Below are 15,943 nucleotides of genomic sequence, written 5' to 3' on the forward strand. Positions count from 1 at the left end.
CTCTGGGGCTTCCGCGATGGCGCTGTGCGGGTCACCGAATCAACAGCAACCCAACGGAGCACTTTACCAGGTTCGCGATCCTCCCCGGGAGCACCGTTCACGTGGCCTGGGCCTCAGCTGCCGTGCTCGGCTCGGTGAGCCTGGAGCGCGTCGGCAACGGCGTCGTAGCGCTGCTGCTCGAGCACGGCACCCACGCGCCGGATCGCGGCCGTCGGGAGGTAGAGCACGCGATCGAGCCGGACCTCGGACTCGCGGCTCCGGCTGTCCCACGAGCCGCCGCCGATGTCGAACCAGTACCGGCCCCAGCGCGCCTCGTCGGCGGCGTCGCGGTCGTGATCCTTGGAGGTGGTCTGCAGGCCGAGGTACCCACCCCGGTGCCGCGCGATCACGAGCACGGGACGGTCCTTGCCACGACCGTCGTTCTCGTCGTACGGCACCCACGCCCAGACGACCTCACCGGGGTCCGCCGCGTCGTCGTCCTGCGGCGCGTACCGCAGCGGAGGCAGGTCGCCCTCGTACGGCGCTGTGGTCTGCGCGAGCTCGGCCGTGCTGGTCCTGCTCGGTCGCCTGCTTGCCGCCCGCCCCCGCCGGCGGGAGGTGTGTGCGGCATCGCGCACCAGCGACGCCGCCACGTTGACGATCCGGTTGAGCAAGCGCATGACGCCCGAGGTTAGGGCATGTCACCCAGCTCAGCGACGCAGCAGCAGCGCATCCCCCTGGCCGCCGCCGCCGCACAGCGCCACGGCAGCGCGGCCCGAGCCACGCCGCGCCAGCTCGTACGCGGCGTGCAGCGCCAGCCGGGCGCCCGAGGAACCGATCGGGTGCCCGAGCGCGATCGCACCGCCGTGGATGTTGACGCGCTCGGGGTCGATGCCGAGCTCGCGCGTCGAGGCCACCGAGACCGCCGCGAACGCCTCGTTGATCTCCACGAGATCGAGGTCGCTCACCCCCCACCCGGCACGGCTGAGCGCGGCCTCGATCGCGCGCGAGGGCTGGCTGTGCAGGTGGTTGTCCGGCCCGGCGACCTGACCGGCCGCGTCGAGCGTCGCCATCACGGTGAGCCCGGTGGCCTCGGCGTGCGCCCGCGTGGTCAGCACCAGCGCCGCCGCGCCGTCGCTGAGCTGGCTGGCGTTGCCGGCCGTGATCGTGCCGTCGTTCGCGAACGCGGGGCGCAGCTTCGCCAGCCCCTCCGCACTGGTGTCCTCCCGGACTCCCTCGTCATGCTCGACGACGACGTCCCCCCGCCTGCCGGAGATCGTCACCGGAGCGATCTCCTCGGCGATCACCGCGCGCGCGGCCGCCGCCCGCTGGTGCGAGGCGAGCGCGACCGCGTCCTGCTCTTCGCGCGTGAGGCCGCGGGTGGTGTTGCCGCGCTCGGTGAGCGCACCCATCGGCCCGCCGTCGGCGGCGTCGGTGAGACCGTCGTGGGCGAGGTGGTCGACCGCCGTGCGGTCGCCGTACAGCCACCCGGCGCGCGTGCCGGGCAGCAGGTGCGGCGCGTGGGTCATCGACTCCATCCCGCCTGCGACCACGACCGCCGCATCGCCGGCACGGATCATGCGTGCGGCGTCGATGATCGCCGTCAGGCCCGAGAGGCACACCTTGTTGACCGCGGTGGCGTGCACCCGCGGGTCCAGGCCGGCACCGAGCGCTGCCTGGCGCGCCGGGTTCTGCCCGGCGCCCGCCTGCAGCACCTGCCCCAGCAGCACGGCGTCGACCGATCCGGGGGAGATGCCCGCGCGCTGCACGGCGGCGCGGATCGCGTGCGACCCCAGCTCGACGGCGGTCATGCTCGCGAGTGCTCCCGCAAGCTTGGCGTACGGGGTGCGGGCGGCACCGACGATCACGACGTCGGTGGGGGCGTCCTGCTGTGGCACGGAGGTCATCCGTCGCCTCCTCTTCATCGGGGATGGGATCAGTCTCGCACCGCTCGGGTGCGCGGTCCGAGTCCGCAACGAGGGCGGGCACCGTACCCCGGGCGCGGCTCGGCCGGCTGCGGCAGGATGGCAGCGGAAGCAGCGCAGCATCCGTGGCAGCGAGGAGCACGATGAACATCGACAAGGTCGTCGAGAGCGCGGCCACAGCCGTGGCTGACATCCCCGAGGGGGCGAGCATCGCCGTCGGCGGCTTCGGGTTGTGCGGCAACCCGATGGAGCTGATCACAGCGCTGCTGGCTCAGGGAACGGGCGGGCTGTCGGTGGTGAGCAACAACTGCGGTGTCGACGACTGGGGGCTCGGGCTGCTGCTCGCGCAGGGGCGGCTCGCGAAGATGACCTCCTCGTACGTGGGCGAGAACAAGGAGTTCGAGCGGCAGTTCCTCTCCGGCGAGCTCGAGGTCGAGCTGACCCCGCAGGGCACGCTCGCCGAGAAGCTCCGGGCTGGCGGCTCCGGGCTGGCGGCGTTCTTCACGCAGACGGGGGTCGGCACGCAGGTCGCCGAAGGCGGCCTGCCACGCCGGTACGACGGCGCCGGGGGAGTCGCGGTCGCGTCCCCGCCCAAGGAGGTCCGCAGCTTCGGCGGCAAGGAGTACGTGCTGGAGGAGGCGATCACGTGCGACTTCGCGCTCGTGCACGCGTGGCGGGGTGACCGGGCGGGCAACCTGCAGTTCCACGCCTCGGCGCGCAACTTCAACCCGCTCGCGGCCATGGCCGGGCGCGTCTGCGTCGCCGAGGTCGAGGAGCTCGTGGAGGTCGGTGACATCCCTCCGGACGCCGTCCATCTGCCCGGCGTGTTCGTGACCCGGGTGCTCGAGGTGGGCACCGACATCGAGAAGCGGATCGAGCGCCGCACCGTGACGGAGGTCTGAGCCGTGGTGCTGACCAGGCAGCAGATGGCGGCCCGCGCGGCCGCCGAGCTCACCGACGGCTCCTACGTCAACCTCGGGATCGGGCTGCCCACGCTCATCCCGAACTACGTGCCCGATCACGTCACCGTGGTGCTGCAGTCGGAGAACGGGATCCTGGGCGTGGGTCCGTACCCGGTGCCGGACGCCGTCGACCCGGACCTGATCAACGCGGGCAAGGAGACCGTGACGACGCTGCCGGGTGCGGCGTTCTTCGACAGCGCGCTGAGCTTCGCGATGATCCGCGGCGGCAAGATCGACGCAGCGATCCTGGGCGGCATGCAGGTCTCGGCATCCGGAGACCTGGCGAACTGGATGATCCCGGGGAAGATGGTCAAGGGGCCCGGCGGTGCGATGGATCTGGTGCACGGCGCGAAGCGGGTGATCGTGCTGATGGAGCACGTGGCCAAGGACGACAGCCCCAAGATCGTGGCTCGGTGCTCGTTGCCGCTCACGGGTCGCGGCGTGGTCAGCCGGGTCATCACCGACCTGGCCGTGATCGACGTCGAGCCCGACGGGCTGGTGCTGCGCGAGTGCGCCCCCGGGGTCTCGGTCGAGCAGGTCGTGGCGGCCACCGAGCCGCCGCTGCGGATCGACCTGGCGACGTAACGCGCCCGACACCGGACGGGCGGTAGGTTCGGGCCATGGCCGATCTGTTCGAGGGGTACCCGAGCGGAGCCGCCTGGGACGAGATGCTGGGCGGCGAGAGCCGTGCGGTGCGCACGCCGTACGAGCACGTGCACCGCACGATGGGCGCGCTCGACGCCGACGAGCTGCGGCTGCGCGCCGATGCGCTCGCGCGCAGCTATCTCGATCAGGGGATCACGTTCGACATCGGTGGCGAGGAACGCCCGTTCCCGCTGGACTCGGTGCCGCGGGTGCTCGACGGCGCCGAGTGGGAGCACCTCGCCCCCGGCATCGCGCAACGGGTGCGGGCGCTGGAGGCGCTGCTCGCCGATGTGTACGGCGAGCAGAAGATGATCGCCGACGGCGTGCTACCGCGCAGCCTGATCCTCTCCTCGGCGCACTTCCACCGAGCAGCGATGGGCGTGCAGCCCGCGAACGGCGTCCGGGTGCACGTGGCAGGCATCGACGTGATCCGCGACGCCGCCGACTCCTGGCGCGTGCTCGAGGACAACGTGCGGGTGCCGAGCGGGGTCTCCTACGTGCTCTCCAACCGCCGCGCGATGGCGCAGTCGTTCCCCGAGCTGTTTTCCACGATGCGGATCCGGCCGGTGGCGGACTACCCGCGCCGGCTCCTCGCAGCACTGACCGCGGCCGCACCGCCCGGGGTCGACGACCCGGTCGTCGTGGTCCTCACCCCCGGTGCCTACAACAGCGCGTACTTCGAGCACTCGCTGCTCGCCCGTCTCATGGGGGTCGAGCTCGTGGAGGGCCGGGACCTGGTGTGTGCCGGGGACCGCGTCTACATGCGCACCACCGAGGGGCGCCGCCGTGTCGACGTCATCTACCGGCGGGTCGACGACGAGTTCCTCGATCCGGTCGCGTTCCGGCCCGACTCGCTGCTGGGCTGCCCCGGGCTGCTCAACGCGGCCCGCGCGGGCACCGTGACGATCGCGAACATGGTGGGCAACGGCGTCGCCGACGACAAGCTGGTCTACACCTACGTGCCCGACCTGATCCGGTACTACCTGAGCGAAGAGCCGATCATCTCCAACGTCGACACCTGGCGGCTCGAGGAGCCCGAGGCGCTCGCCGAGGTGCTGGACCGGCTCGACGAGCTCGTGGTCAAGCCGGTCGACGGTTCCGGCGGCAAGGGCATCATCATCGGTCCCGCGGCCGACAAGGCCGAGCTCGACGCCGCCCGCGCGCGGCTGCGACGAGACCCGCGCGGCTGGATCGCCCAGCCGGTCGTGCAGCTGTCCACGGTCCCGACGCTCGCGGGGGAGTCCTTGCGCCCGCGGCACGTGGACCTGCGCCCGTTCGCCGTCAACGACGGCGAGAACGTCTGGGTGCTGCCCGGCGGCCTCACCCGCGTGGCGCTGGCCGAGGGGCAGCTGGTGGTCAACTCCTCCCAGGGCGGTGGGTCGAAGGACACCTGGGTGCTCGGGAGCGGCCGGCAGCGCGTGCCGGTGCGACCAGAGGCCGTGCCCGAGGTGGCGATCCAGGGGGTGCCGCTCGACACCAACCCGTTGGACAGCGGCCAGCAGCAGCAGGCGCAGCAGCAACAGCAGTCACGCGCGGAAGGGGCGACCTGATGCTCTCCCGGATCGCCGAGTCGCTGTTCTGGATCGGCCGCTACGTGGAGCGCGCCGACGACACCGCCCGCATCCTCGACGCCCATCTGCAGCTGCTGCTGGAGGACCCGTGGGTGGAGGAGGACCTCGCCTGCCGGTCGCTGCTGGCCGTCATGGGTGCGCCTGCGCCGCCCGACGGCGATGAGGTCGGCCGGCAGCACGTGCTCACCGAGCTGGCGTTCAACCGTGCCTCACCCGGTGCGATCGCCGGAGCGCTGACGGCGGCCCGCGAGAACGCGCGCCGGGCGCGCGAGGTGCTCTCCTCCGAGCTCTGGGAGGCGCTCAACACCACCTGGAACGCGTTGCCGGGCCGGATCGCGACCTCGACACCACCCGACTTCTTCGCGTGGGTCCGTGCGCGTGCCGCGCTGGTGGGCGGTCTGGTGGACGCCACCACCCCCCGGGACTCGACGCACCAGTTCATCGTCCTCGGGCGCTCGATCGAGCGGGCCGACATGACCGCGCGGCTGCTCGCCACCCGTGCGCTCGCGGGCGGTGCGGCACCCGGGTGGACCACGCTGCTGCGCTCGTGCGGCGCCCACGAGGCCTACCTGCGGACGTATCGCGGTCGCGAGGCCGACCGCCTGGCCGCGGAGTTCCTGCTGCTCGATCCCTCGTTCCCCCGGTCGGTGCTGTACTCGCTGGTCCGGGCCGAGGGCTGCCTGGGCGAGCTCGAACCGGGGGTTCGCCGCAAGGACGACGACGACCCGCGCACCGTGATCGGACGCATCCGCTCCGCGCTGGAGTACCGCCCGATGCTCAAGCTCCTCGGCAACCTCCCGCAGGAGATGGAGGACGTGCAGCGCGCCTGCTCGGAGGCCTCCGACGCGATCAAGCTCCGGTACTTCCCCTCCGGGGTGTCCGACGACTGGATCGGAGATCCCTGGTGAGCCGGCTCCACATCGTGCACCGCACGACCTTCTCCTACGCCCGCACCGTCACCGCCTCCTACAACGAGGCACGGATGCGGCCCGCCGAGCTGCCGCACCAGCACCTGATCTCCTCGCGGTTCACGGCGACGCCCTCGACCCACCACTCGACGTACCTCGACTACTGGGGCACCTCGGTGACCCCGTTCGAGGTGCTGACGGCGCACGAGGCGCTGGTGGTCCTGTCCGAGTCCCGCGTCGAGGTGAGCGCGCCGCGCCCGTTCCAGCCGGTCGGGTGGGACGTGCTGCGTTCGCCGGCGCTCGTCGACCGGATGTGCGAGTACCTGGTCCCCACCTCGGTGACCGAGCCCGCGCCCGACCTCGCCGTGCTGGCCAGGGACAGCGTCGGCGACCGGTCGCCGTCGGAGGCTGCCGGCCAGATCCTGCGCGCGATGCGCGACGAGCTCGAGTACCTCCCCGGCGTGACAGGGGTGCACACCAAGGCGATGGAGGCGTGGGAGTCGCGGGCGGGCGTGTGCCAGGACATCGCGCACCTCGGCGTCGGGGCGCTCCGCGCCGTCGGGATCCCCACCCGGTACGTCTCGGGCTACCTGCACCCGCTGACCTCGCTCGCCGAGCCGGGTGTGCCGGTCACGGGGGAGTCGCACGCCTGGGTCGAGTACTGGGTGGGCGACTGGGTCGGCTTCGACCCCACGAACCGGATCACGGTCGACGACCACCACGTGATCGTGGCGCGCGGGCGTGAGTACGGCGACGTCACGCCGCTGCGGGGCGTGTACGCGGGAGGCGGCCGGTCCGAGCAGAAGGTCGAGGTCCGGATCACCCGCGAGGCCTGATGAAACGAACCGGGCGTCGGCGACATGAGCCGGGCATGAGGACACAGCAGGGGATCACAGCCGGCGCCGGGGCGCTCGCCGTCGCCATGATGATGACGGCGTGCGCGGGTGCGCCCAGCGACCAGACGGCGGGCTCGGGCTCAGGCTCAGGCTCAGGCTCAGGCTCGGGTGACGGGGGCACCTACGCCGCCTTCAGCACGATGCTGCAGCCGGCGCAGGACGCACCGCCGGAGCTGTGCCTGGGTGGTGTGGCGGAGTCCTATCCGCCGCAGTGCGGCGGTCTCGAGCTGATCGGGCTGGACTGGGACGATGTCGCCGACGCAGAGACCGCGAGCGGCGTCACCTGGGGCACCGGCTGGGTCGTCGGGAGGTACGACGGCGAGGCGGGCACGTTCACGCTGACGGAACCGGTGAGCGCCGAAGCGCCGGCAGGCGTCACTGTCCCCGAGGAGGAGCCGCTCGAGTTCGCGCCGCTGTGCGATGACCCGTACCGCGGCGGTGACGAGTCCTTCGACGGCTCGCCCGAGGCGGCTGCGGCCCAGGAGGAGCTGCTGGCCGCGGCCGCCGCGCTCGACGGCTACATCACCCTGTACGTCTCGGACGGCGCCTCGGAGTTCAACGTGCTGGTGCAGGGAGACGCCGAGGCGGCGCACGCCCAGCTCCGCGAGGTGTGGGCCGGCTGGCTGTGCGTCGCGACCGGCAACGGTGCCAGCGAGGCGGACCTCAGCGCCGCGCAGCAAGCGGTCCACGAGAAGCTCGGTGACCTCGTGCTCGGATCAGGGGGCGACGGGGTCGACGGCGTCTTCCACGTGTCGGTGATCGTCGCCGACGAGGCCACCACGCAGGCCGTGCTGGACGCCGTCGAGGAGTGGCTGACGCCGGAGCAGGTCGTGGTGACCGGGACGCTGATCCCGGTCAGCTGAGCGGTCGGTGCCCCTCGACCAGGTCCGCATGCTCCGGATGCCGCTCGAGGTACGCCCCGACGAACTCGCAGACCGGGACGATCGATCGCCCAGCAGCACGTTCGGCATCGAGCGCAGCCCGCACGAGGGTGGACCCGACGCCCTGGCCCTCGTGCGCCTCGTCGACGACGGTGTGCGTGAAGGTCGTCACGCCGCCGGCGCGATCGTACTCGGCGAACCCCAGCACCTCACCGTCTCGCTCCGCCAGGTACCGGCTGCTGCTCTCGTCCTCACGAACGGTGATGTCGCTCATGGCGTCAACTCTAGGTCGCCTCGACCGGCGCCCGGCTGAGAACCGCTCGAACGCGAGCGCGAGGGCCGGTCACACTGGCGGCATGAACGAGGTCGCGCTCCGCCCCGGCACACCGGCGGACCTGGCCGCCGTCGCGGCGGTGTACCTGCGGGCACGCGCCGCGGCCTACCCCGCGATGCCGCGGGGCGTCCATCCACCCGGCGAGGTTCGGGAGTGGGTCACGAGCTGGGATCTCTCGGCTGTCGAGGTGTGGGTCGCCCACCGCGGTGACCGCCTGCTGGGGTACGCCCGGATCTCGGGGGAGTGGCTCGAGGACCTGTACGTCGACCCTGCCGCCCAGGGTGAGGGCGTCGGATCGGCACTGCTCGGGGTGGTCAAGTCCCGCCGTCCTGCCGGGTTCCTGCTCTGGGTCTTCGAGTCCAACGAGCCCGCTCGCGGTTTCTACCGCTCGCACGGTCTGGTCGAGATCGACCGCACGGACGGGTCCGGCAACGAGGAACGAGCGCCCGACGTCAAGATGGCTTGGCGCGGAGGGCCCGCAGCTCGCCTCAGCGCATCACAGCCAGCCGCGCTCCTGCGCGACGCGGGCGGCCTCGTACCGGGTGTGGGTGCCGGTCTTGCCGATCGCTGAGGACAGGTAGTTCCGGACCGTGCCCTGCGACAGGTGCAGTCGCACCGAGATGTCGGCCACCGTGGTGCCGGTCAGAGCCAGCCGCAGCACGTCCCGCTCGCGCTCGGTCAGGTGACTCTCGCCCTCGATCAGCGAGCTGGTGGCGAGCGCGGGGTCGAGCACGCGCAGCCCCTGGTGCACCCGACGCACCGCGTCGGCGAGCTGCCTGGCCGGGGTGTCCTTGACGACGAAGCCGGTGGCACCGGCCGCCAGCGCCCGCTTGAGGTACCCGGGCCGGCCGAAGGTGGTCACGATCAGCACGTGGCACCCCGGCAGCCGGGCACGCACCGCCGCGGTCGCCTCGATCCCGTCGATCCCCGGCATCTCGATGTCGAGCACGCACACGTGAGCACCGCTCTGGACGGCGGCGCTCACCACCTCGTCGCCGCGCCCCACCTCGGCGACCACCTCGATGTCGGGCTCCAGCCCGAGCAGGGTCGCGAGCGCACCGCGGACCAGTGCCTGGTCGTCCGCCAGCAGCACCCGGATCGGCGGCGTCTCGCTCACCACGGCCGCACCTGCCTCACAGCTCCACCCTCAGCTCGTGCCCGCGCCCGCCCGGGCCGGTGCCGAGCGTGACCGTGCCGCCGGAGGCGCTCACCCGCTCCCGCAGGCCGCGCAGACCGTTCCCCTCGACGCCGGTGTCCCCGACGCCGTCGTCGGTCACCACCAGGGTGCCCGGTCCGAGCGTGACCACGCATCGGCGCGCGCCGCTGTGCCGGACCACGTTCGTGACCGCCTCGCGCAACGCCCAGGCGAGCACGATGCGGTTGCTGACATCCACCTCGTCGGAGTCGGCCGGCAGGTCCGCCTCGATCCCTGCGGCGACGAGCGAGTCGCGCGCCACCTCGAGCTCGTCGTCGATCCGGGTCGCCCGCAAGCCGGAGACGGTGAGCCGGATCTCGGCGAGGGCCTCCCGTGCGAGCGTCTGCACCTCGGTGAGCTCGGCGGCCGCACGTGCGCCGTCGACCTCGATGAGCCGGCTCGCCAGCTCGGCCTTCACCGAGATCGCGGTGAGGGAGTGGCCGAGCACGTCGTGCACGTCGCGCGCGACACGCTCCCGCTCGCTCACCACGGCCATCTCGCGGGCGAACCTGTCGTGCCGGTCGCCGTAGTGGCCGAGCCCGCGCACCAGCATCGTGAAGCCGTAGATCAGCGGCAGCAGGACGAAGAAGAACCACAGGCCCTCGTGGCCCGAGATGCCGAGGATCGTGAGCGCGACCACGAGCGCGATCCCCGCGACGAGTCCGCACACCGGCCAGCGGAACGAGAACACCGCGAACGAGACGATGAAGGGCGCGACCGCGAGCGCCTCGATACCGATGATCAGCGCCAGCACGCCCGTGATCGCGATCAGGACTGCCAGCGACAGCCAGCCACCGTACGGCCGCTCATCACGCATGATCCGCGTGAAGCCGAGGACGTACAGCGCCCCGAAGGCCGCGATCGCCGCGAGCCCGAGCAGGCGCCACCCGTCGGCGACCTCGACCTCCAGGACCGAGCGGATCGGGAAGTACAGGAACACGATCCAGCCGGCGCCCATGAGCCAGCCGAACCGCGACCAGGGGTTGGGGGGCACGACCGGGACGCTCTCGGTCACTGGCGTCCGCGTCCCCGCTGCACCAGCAGGATCGCGAGCGTCGCGAAGATCACCAGCCACACCGTGACACTAGCCACCGGGACCCAGAGCGGCTCGTGCACGGGCGGGCCGTCGGTCGAGATCAGCCACCCGTCCGTGACCGGATAACGGGCGAGCGCCACGATCCCGTACAGCGGCGTGAACTTGGCCACCATCAGCATCGCCCCCGAGAGCGGGAAGAACAGGTTGCCCAGGAACGCGAGGATCACGAGCGAACCGCTGGCCGCGCTCACAGCGCCCTCGGTCTTGAAGGCCAGCCCGAACACCAGCCCGTACAGCGAGAACATCGCCGCCCCGACCAGCGCGAGGAGCGCCGTGAGGACCCAGAGGTGACCGGTGCCCTGGGCGCTCGTGAAGAAGCCGAGCGCGTAGATGAGCGTGACCGGGATCGCCGCCACCGTGAGCCCGAGCACGGTCTTGACAAGCACGTACTGCGGGTCCCTCATCGGTGTCAGCCCGAGCTGGCGGCCCCAGCCCTGCATGCGTTCGACGGCGGCCATGCCGCCGATGCTCGTGGTCGCCGTCACCGCGCCGTACACGGCCATCGACACCATCATGTAGAAGGCGACGTTCCCCTCGCCGGTGGGGAGCATCTCCTGCGAGTAGCCCTGCGAGGCTCCGAAGATCACGTAGAGGAACGCCGGCAGCACGGCCGTGAAGAACAGGCTCATGTAGTCCCGGACGACCCGGCGCAGCTCCATCCGGTAGTAGGTCGTGTTCATCGCTGTGCTCCGTCCGAGGTCAGGGCGAGGAAGGCGTCGTCGAGGGATCCGGTGGTGATCTCCAGCCCGGTGCCGCCGAGCTCGCTCAGCAGCAGCAGGGCCACGGCATCGCTGTCGCCCGCGCGGACGACCACCCGGTCACCCGCGGTGTCGACGTCGGTGACGGAGTCGGTGGCGCGGAGCTGCCGGACGGCGCCGTCGAGCCGGTCGGGAGGCAGCGTGGCGGTGACCGTGCGCCCGGTGGCGCGTGCCCGGATCTCCTGGGTGGCGCCGTCGGCCACCACCGCCCCGCGCGCGATCATGACGATCCGCTCCGCGAAGGTGTCGGCCTCCTCGAGGTAGTGGGTCGCGAAGATGACCGTGCGGCCGGCGGAGACCTCGGCGCGCATCGTGGCCCAGAACTCGTGCCGGGCACCGACGTCCATGCCGGCAGTCGGCTCGTCGAGGATCAGCAGGTCCGGGTTCGGGAGCAGCGCCAGCGCGAACCGGAGCCGCTGCTGCTCACCGCCCGAGCACTTGCTGACCCGCCGCCTGGCGAGGGCGCTGAGCCCGGCGCGCTCGAGCACCTCGTCGACCGGCTGCGGGTCGCGGTAGGTGGAGGCGATCACCGCCACCGTCTCGCGCACGCTCAGGTCATGGAGGAGACCACCGGTCTGCAGGACGGCGGAGACCAGGCCGCCGAGCACGGCGGCTCGCGGCGCCCGCCCGTAGACGCTGACCGTCCCCGACGTCGGGTCGGTGAGCCCGAGCACCATGTCGAGGGTCGTGGTCTTGCCGGCCCCGTTGGGACCGAGGAACGCGACGATCTCGCCGCGTCCGATGCTCAGGTCGATGTCGCGGACCGCTTCGACCGGGTCGGCGCCCGGCGGCCGGAAGGTCTTGGTGACCCCCACGAGATCGACCGCGCTCTGCGCTGTCGTTGTCATGGCACCGAGTCTGGCGCCGGCGGTGGGGACCGGCCAGGATCGCGCGTCACGGAACCGGCCGTGACAGATGTCATCCGTGTCAGCGCGCGAGCAGCACCGCAGCCATCACGAGGATCGTCAGCCCGCCGACGGCGATCGTGAGCATCGTGCCCGCGAACGCGGCCACGGTGACCCGCAGGTCGTCCACGAGATACGGAGCCTTGGTCGGTCCGCCGGCCGCCCGCAGCAGCGCACGCTGGGCTCGCTCCATCCGCCCGAAAACACGCCCGATCACCGCGAACCGGCCGACGCCGAGCGCCCGGGTCAGCCGTGCCCCGGTGCTGCGGCGGCTCGCCTCCGGAAGCTGCACCTCGGTGAAGGCGTCCATGACGGCCCGCACGTCCTCCTCGCCCTCGAGGCCGCTCATGTCGTCCTCGACCTTGTCCGAGAGCGAGTCGATCCGGATGAGGTCGACCGACGTGTCGGTCACGACCGGCCTGGCCGTGGTCTCGGACTCGGCGGTCAGCCGAAGCCAGCGTCGCCGGCGCAGCGCCAGCACCACGACCGGCAGCGCGAGCAGCGCGAGGAACAGGATCAGCAGCACGGCCCCGACGGTCCCCGGACCGCCGTCGCCCGCCAGCAGCGCCCAGACCTCCAGGGTGAGGATCAGCAGCACGATGCACGCCCACCCGAGCAGGAACGCCGTCGGGAACCGCAACAGCTGGGCACCACCGCGCGCGAAGGCGCCAAGGGACTCCGACAGCGAGCTCATGGCGACCATTCTCACAAATGGCGCAGTCAGGTGGGACGGCGCGGGCATGGGACGATGGCAGCAGCCACGTCCCTGCCACCGCGAGGTCCCTCGTTGCCCCCGATCCCGAGTGCCGCCGACCAGGCGAACCGCATCGCTCCGGCCGCCACCGCGCCGGAGCTGCTGCGCAACTTCTGCATCATCGCCCACATCGACCACGGCAAGTCGACCCTGGCGGACCGGATGCTGCAGCTGACCGGTGTCGTGGACCCGCGGCAGATGCGCGCGCAGTATCTCGACCGCATGGACATCGAGCGTGAGCGCGGCATCACGATCAAGAGCCAGGCGGTGCGGATGCCGTGGGGCGTGCACGAGGACGAGTCCGGCTCGGTCGTGCCGTACGCGCTCAACATGATCGACACCCCCGGGCACGTGGACTTCACCTACGAGGTTTCCCGCTCGCTCGCGGCGTGCGAGGGCGCGGTGCTGCTCGTGGACGCCGCCCAGGGCATCGAGGCGCAGACCCTCGCCAACCTGTACCTGGCGATGGAGAACGACCTCGCGATCATCCCGGTCCTCAACAAGATCGACCTCCCGGCCGCGCAGCCGGAGAAGTACGCCGAGGAGCTCGCCAACCTCATCGGCGGCGACCCCCAGGACTGCCTCCGGGTCTCGGGCAAGACCGGTGAGGGTGTCGAGGCGCTGCTGGACCGGATTGTGCAGGAGGTGCCGGCTCCTGTCGGCGACCCGGACGCCCCGGCCCGCGCGATGATCTTCGACTCGGTCTACGACGTCTACCGCGGCGTGGTCACCTACGTCCGCGTCATCGACGGGCACCTGAGCCCGCGCGAGCGCATCCTCATGCACTCCACGCGCGCCACCCACGAGCTGCTCGAGATCGGCGTCTCCTCGCCGGAACCCAAGCCGAGCAAGGGGCTCGGCGTGGGCGAGGTGGGCTACCTCATCACCGGCGTGAAGGACGTGCGCCAGTCGCGTGTCGGTGACACGGTCACCAACGCGGCCAAGCCTGCCAAGGACGCGCTGGCCGGATACGCGGACCCCAAGCCCATGGTCTTCTCGGGCCTGTACCCGATCGACGGCTCCGACTACCCGGACCTGCGGGAGGCGCTCGACAAGCTCCAGCTGAACGACGCCGCGCTCACCTATGAGCCCGAGACCTCGGTCGCGCTCGGGTTCGGGTTCCGCTGCGGGTTCCTCGGGCTGCTGCACCTGGAGATCGTCCGGGAACGGCTCGAGCGGGAGTTCAACCTCGATCTGATCTCGACGGCGCCCAACGTGATCTACGACGTCACGATGGAGGACGGCAAGGAGATCGTCGTCACCAACCCCAGCGAGTTCCCGGCCGGCAAGATCGGCTCGGTCAGCGAGCCGCTCGTCAAGGCCACGTTGCTCACGCCCAGCGACTACGTGGGCACGATCATGGAGCTGTGCCAGAGCCGGCGCGGATCGTTGCAGGGCATGGACTACCTGTCGGAGGACCGGGTCGAGCTGCGCTACACGCTGCCGCTCGCGGAGATCATCTTCGACTTCTTCGATCAGCTGAAGTCGCGCACCCGTGGCTACGCGACGCTCGACTACGAGCTGACCGGGGACGCCGTGGCCGACCTGGTCAAGGTCGACATCCTGCTGCAGGGCGAGCCCGTGGACGCGTTCTCGGCGATCGTGCACCGCGACAAGGCGTACTCCTACGGCGTGATGATGACCGAGAAGCTCAAGGAGCTGATCCCGAGGCAGCAGTTCGAGGTGCCGATCCAGGCCGCCGTCGGGAGCCGCATCATCGCTCGCGAGACCATCCGCGCGATGCGCAAGGACGTGCTCGCCAAGTGCTACGGCGGCGACATCAGCCGGAAGCGCAAGCTGCTGGAGAAGCAGAAGGAGGGCAAGAAGCGGATGAAGAACATCGGCCGCGTCGAGGTCCCCCAGGAGGCGTTCGTCGCCGCGCTCTCCTCTGACGCCGGGGGCGGCAAGGAGAAGAAGTAGTGCCGCCGTCGTCACCGTTCGGGGTGTACCTGCACGTGCCGTTCTGCTCGGTGCGCTGCGGCTACTGCGACTTCAACACCTACACCGCCACCGAGCTCGGCGGCGGCGCCAGCCAGGCGGCCTACGCGCGCACCGCGGCGCAGGAGATCGCTCTCGCCGACGTCGAGCTGCGGCGCCGGGGGCTGGCCGGACGCGAGGTCTCGACGGTGTTCTTCGGAGGTGGCACCCCGACGCTGCTCCCGACGGCGGACCTCGCCTCGATGCTCGCGAGCGTCCGGGACACCTGGGGCCTGGCATCCGACGCCGAGGTCACCACGGAGGCGAACCCGGACTCGGTGGGTCTGGAGGACCTCGTGGCGCTGCGCGAGGCAGGTTTCACACGGGTCTCCTTCGGGATGCAGTCCGCGGTCCCGCACGTGCTCGCGACGCTCGACCGGACGCACGACCCGGAGCGGGTCCCGCAGGTCGTCGCGTGGGCCAAGCGAGCGGGCCTCGCGGTCTCGCTCGATCTGATCTACGGCACGCCGGGGGAGTCGGTCCAGGACTGGCGCGCGAGCGTGGCGGCGGTGCTGGCGCTCGAGCCGGACCACGTCTCGGCGTACGCGCTCACGATCGAGCCCGGGACGAAGATGCACGCCCGGGTGCGCCGCGGCGAGCTTCCTGGCGTCGACGGCGACGACCAGGCCACCAAGTACGAGGTCGTCGACGACCTGCTGGAGCAGGCGGGCTACGGCTGGTACGAGATCTCCAACTGGGCGCGCTCGCCCGAGCAGCGCTGCCGACACAACGTCGCCTACTGGCGCTCGCACGACTGGTGGGGGATCGGACCGGGCGCCCACAGCCACCTGGCCGGCACCCGGTTCTGGAACGTCAAGCACCCCCGTGCGTACGCGCAGCGGCTCGAGGACGGTGAGCTTCCGATCCAGGAGACCGAGGCGCTCACGGCGGAGCAGGTCGCTGACGAGCAGGTGCTGCTCGGCATCCGGCTGGTCGAGGGACTCCCGGTCGAGGGGCGCGCCGCCCGGGCGCAGCTGCCCGCGATGGTGCAGGAAGGTCTGCTGGAACCGGGCGCCGCAGCCGCCGGGATCGCGCGGCTCACCCGGTCCGGGCGGCTGCTCGCCGACACCGTCGTGGGCAGATTGGTGGCCTGAAGCCCGGCATCCCCACGAACCGGGCATCAATCGGTACGGTAGGCGCGCACCAGATCTCCACCA

The 15,943-nt window shown here is 71.6% G+C and carries 17 protein-coding genes; 9 read left to right on the forward strand and 8 right to left on the reverse strand.

Annotation, left to right across the window (positions count from 1 at the left end; all coding sequences use genetic code 11):
• Positions 1-113 precede the first annotated feature (113 nt).
• Positions 114-659 carry a type II toxin-antitoxin system PemK/MazF family toxin gene (locus tag GPA03_RS01975; protein WP_156250317.1) on the reverse strand — a complete coding sequence of 182 codons (546 nt, stop codon included), beginning with the start codon at positions 657-659 and terminating at the stop codon, positions 114-116.
• Positions 660-689: 30 nt separating this feature from the next.
• A complete protein-coding gene (locus GPA03_RS01980; protein WP_156250318.1) occupies positions 690-1,886 on the reverse strand; it encodes an acetyl-CoA C-acetyltransferase in 1,197 nt (398 codons plus the stop codon).
• 161 nt (positions 1,887-2,047) lie between these two features.
• Here GPA03_RS01980 and GPA03_RS01985 point away from each other — a divergent pair, with 161 nt between their 5' ends.
• Genes GPA03_RS01985 through GPA03_RS02010 form a run of 6 tightly spaced genes read left to right on the forward strand, consistent with a single transcriptional unit; the run spans position 2,048 to position 7,749 of the window.
• Positions 2,048-2,806, forward strand: a complete 759-nt coding sequence (locus GPA03_RS01985; protein ID WP_156250319.1) for a CoA transferase subunit A — start codon at positions 2,048-2,050, stop codon at positions 2,804-2,806.
• Between the two features lie 3 nt (positions 2,807-2,809).
• Complete coding sequence (locus GPA03_RS01990) at positions 2,810-3,451, forward strand: 3-oxoacid CoA-transferase subunit B (RefSeq protein WP_241681041.1); 642 nt, start codon at positions 2,810-2,812, stop codon at positions 3,449-3,451.
• A 35-nt stretch (positions 3,452-3,486) separates the two neighbouring features.
• Positions 3,487-5,061, forward strand: coding sequence for a circularly permuted type 2 ATP-grasp protein (locus GPA03_RS01995; RefSeq protein WP_156250320.1), 1,575 nt, complete (start codon positions 3,487-3,489; stop codon positions 5,059-5,061).
• Positions 5,061-5,990: an alpha-E domain-containing protein gene (locus GPA03_RS02000; RefSeq protein ID WP_156250321.1), complete on the forward strand. Its 930-nt coding sequence runs from the start codon at positions 5,061-5,063 to the stop codon at positions 5,988-5,990. The genes GPA03_RS01995 and GPA03_RS02000 overlap by 1 nt, the downstream gene beginning before the upstream one ends.
• Complete coding sequence (locus GPA03_RS02005; RefSeq protein ID WP_156250322.1) at positions 5,987-6,826, forward strand: transglutaminase family protein; 840 nt, start codon at positions 5,987-5,989, stop codon at positions 6,824-6,826. The genes GPA03_RS02000 and GPA03_RS02005 overlap by 4 nt, the downstream gene beginning before the upstream one ends.
• 35 nt (positions 6,827-6,861) lie before the next feature.
• Complete coding sequence (locus tag GPA03_RS02010) at positions 6,862-7,749, forward strand: hypothetical protein (RefSeq protein ID WP_156250323.1); 888 nt, start codon at positions 6,862-6,864, stop codon at positions 7,747-7,749.
• Here the strand turns inward: GPA03_RS02010 and GPA03_RS02015 are convergent.
• Positions 7,742-8,041, reverse strand: coding sequence for a GNAT family N-acetyltransferase (locus GPA03_RS02015; RefSeq protein WP_156250324.1), 300 nt, complete (start codon positions 8,039-8,041; stop codon positions 7,742-7,744). The genes GPA03_RS02010 and GPA03_RS02015 overlap by 8 nt on opposite strands.
• 82 nt (positions 8,042-8,123) lie before the next feature.
• Here GPA03_RS02015 and GPA03_RS02020 point away from each other — a divergent pair, with 82 nt between their 5' ends.
• Entirely contained in the window at positions 8,124-8,672 is a 549-nt protein-coding gene (locus GPA03_RS02020) for a GNAT family N-acetyltransferase (protein WP_162458227.1), read from the forward strand.
• Here the strand turns inward: GPA03_RS02020 and GPA03_RS02025 are convergent.
• From GPA03_RS02025 to GPA03_RS02045, 5 genes are all read right to left on the reverse strand, one after another.
• On the reverse strand, positions 8,598-9,218 hold the full coding sequence (locus GPA03_RS02025) for a response regulator transcription factor (RefSeq protein ID WP_156250326.1): 621 nt from the start codon (positions 9,216-9,218) through the stop codon (positions 8,598-8,600). The two genes, GPA03_RS02020 and GPA03_RS02025, sit on opposite strands and share 75 nt — an antisense overlap.
• Positions 9,219-9,234: 16 nt before the next feature.
• On the reverse strand, positions 9,235-10,290 hold the full coding sequence (locus tag GPA03_RS02030) for a sensor histidine kinase (protein WP_206673432.1): 1,056 nt from the start codon (positions 10,288-10,290) through the stop codon (positions 9,235-9,237).
• A 17-nt stretch (positions 10,291-10,307) separates the two neighbouring features.
• Positions 10,308-11,072, reverse strand: a complete 765-nt coding sequence (locus GPA03_RS02035; protein ID WP_156250327.1) for an ABC transporter permease — start codon at positions 11,070-11,072, stop codon at positions 10,308-10,310.
• Positions 11,069-11,998, reverse strand: coding sequence for an ABC transporter ATP-binding protein (locus GPA03_RS02040; protein ID WP_156250328.1), 930 nt, complete (start codon positions 11,996-11,998; stop codon positions 11,069-11,071). The genes GPA03_RS02035 and GPA03_RS02040 overlap by 4 nt, the downstream gene beginning before the upstream one ends.
• Positions 11,999-12,077: 79 nt before the next feature.
• On the reverse strand, positions 12,078-12,749 hold the full coding sequence (locus GPA03_RS02045) for a hypothetical protein (protein WP_156250329.1): 672 nt from the start codon (positions 12,747-12,749) through the stop codon (positions 12,078-12,080).
• Positions 12,750-12,842: 93 nt separating this feature from the next.
• On the opposite strand from GPA03_RS02045, the gene lepA reads away from it, so the two are divergent.
• Together lepA and hemW are read left to right on the forward strand one after the other, a co-directional pair.
• Complete coding sequence (lepA, locus tag GPA03_RS02050; protein WP_277754858.1) at positions 12,843-14,729, forward strand: translation elongation factor 4; 1,887 nt, start codon at positions 12,843-12,845, stop codon at positions 14,727-14,729.
• On the forward strand, positions 14,729-15,880 hold the full coding sequence (gene hemW / locus GPA03_RS02055) for a radical SAM family heme chaperone HemW (protein ID WP_156250331.1): 1,152 nt from the start codon (positions 14,729-14,731) through the stop codon (positions 15,878-15,880). The genes lepA and hemW overlap by 1 nt, the downstream gene beginning before the upstream one ends.
• The last annotated feature ends 63 nt before the right edge of the window (positions 15,881-15,943 follow it).

It is taken from the genome of Pseudactinotalea terrae (genome assembly GCF_009733845.1).
In the GTDB taxonomy this organism is placed as follows: domain Bacteria; phylum Actinomycetota; class Actinomycetes; order Actinomycetales; family Beutenbergiaceae; genus Pseudactinotalea; species Pseudactinotalea terrae.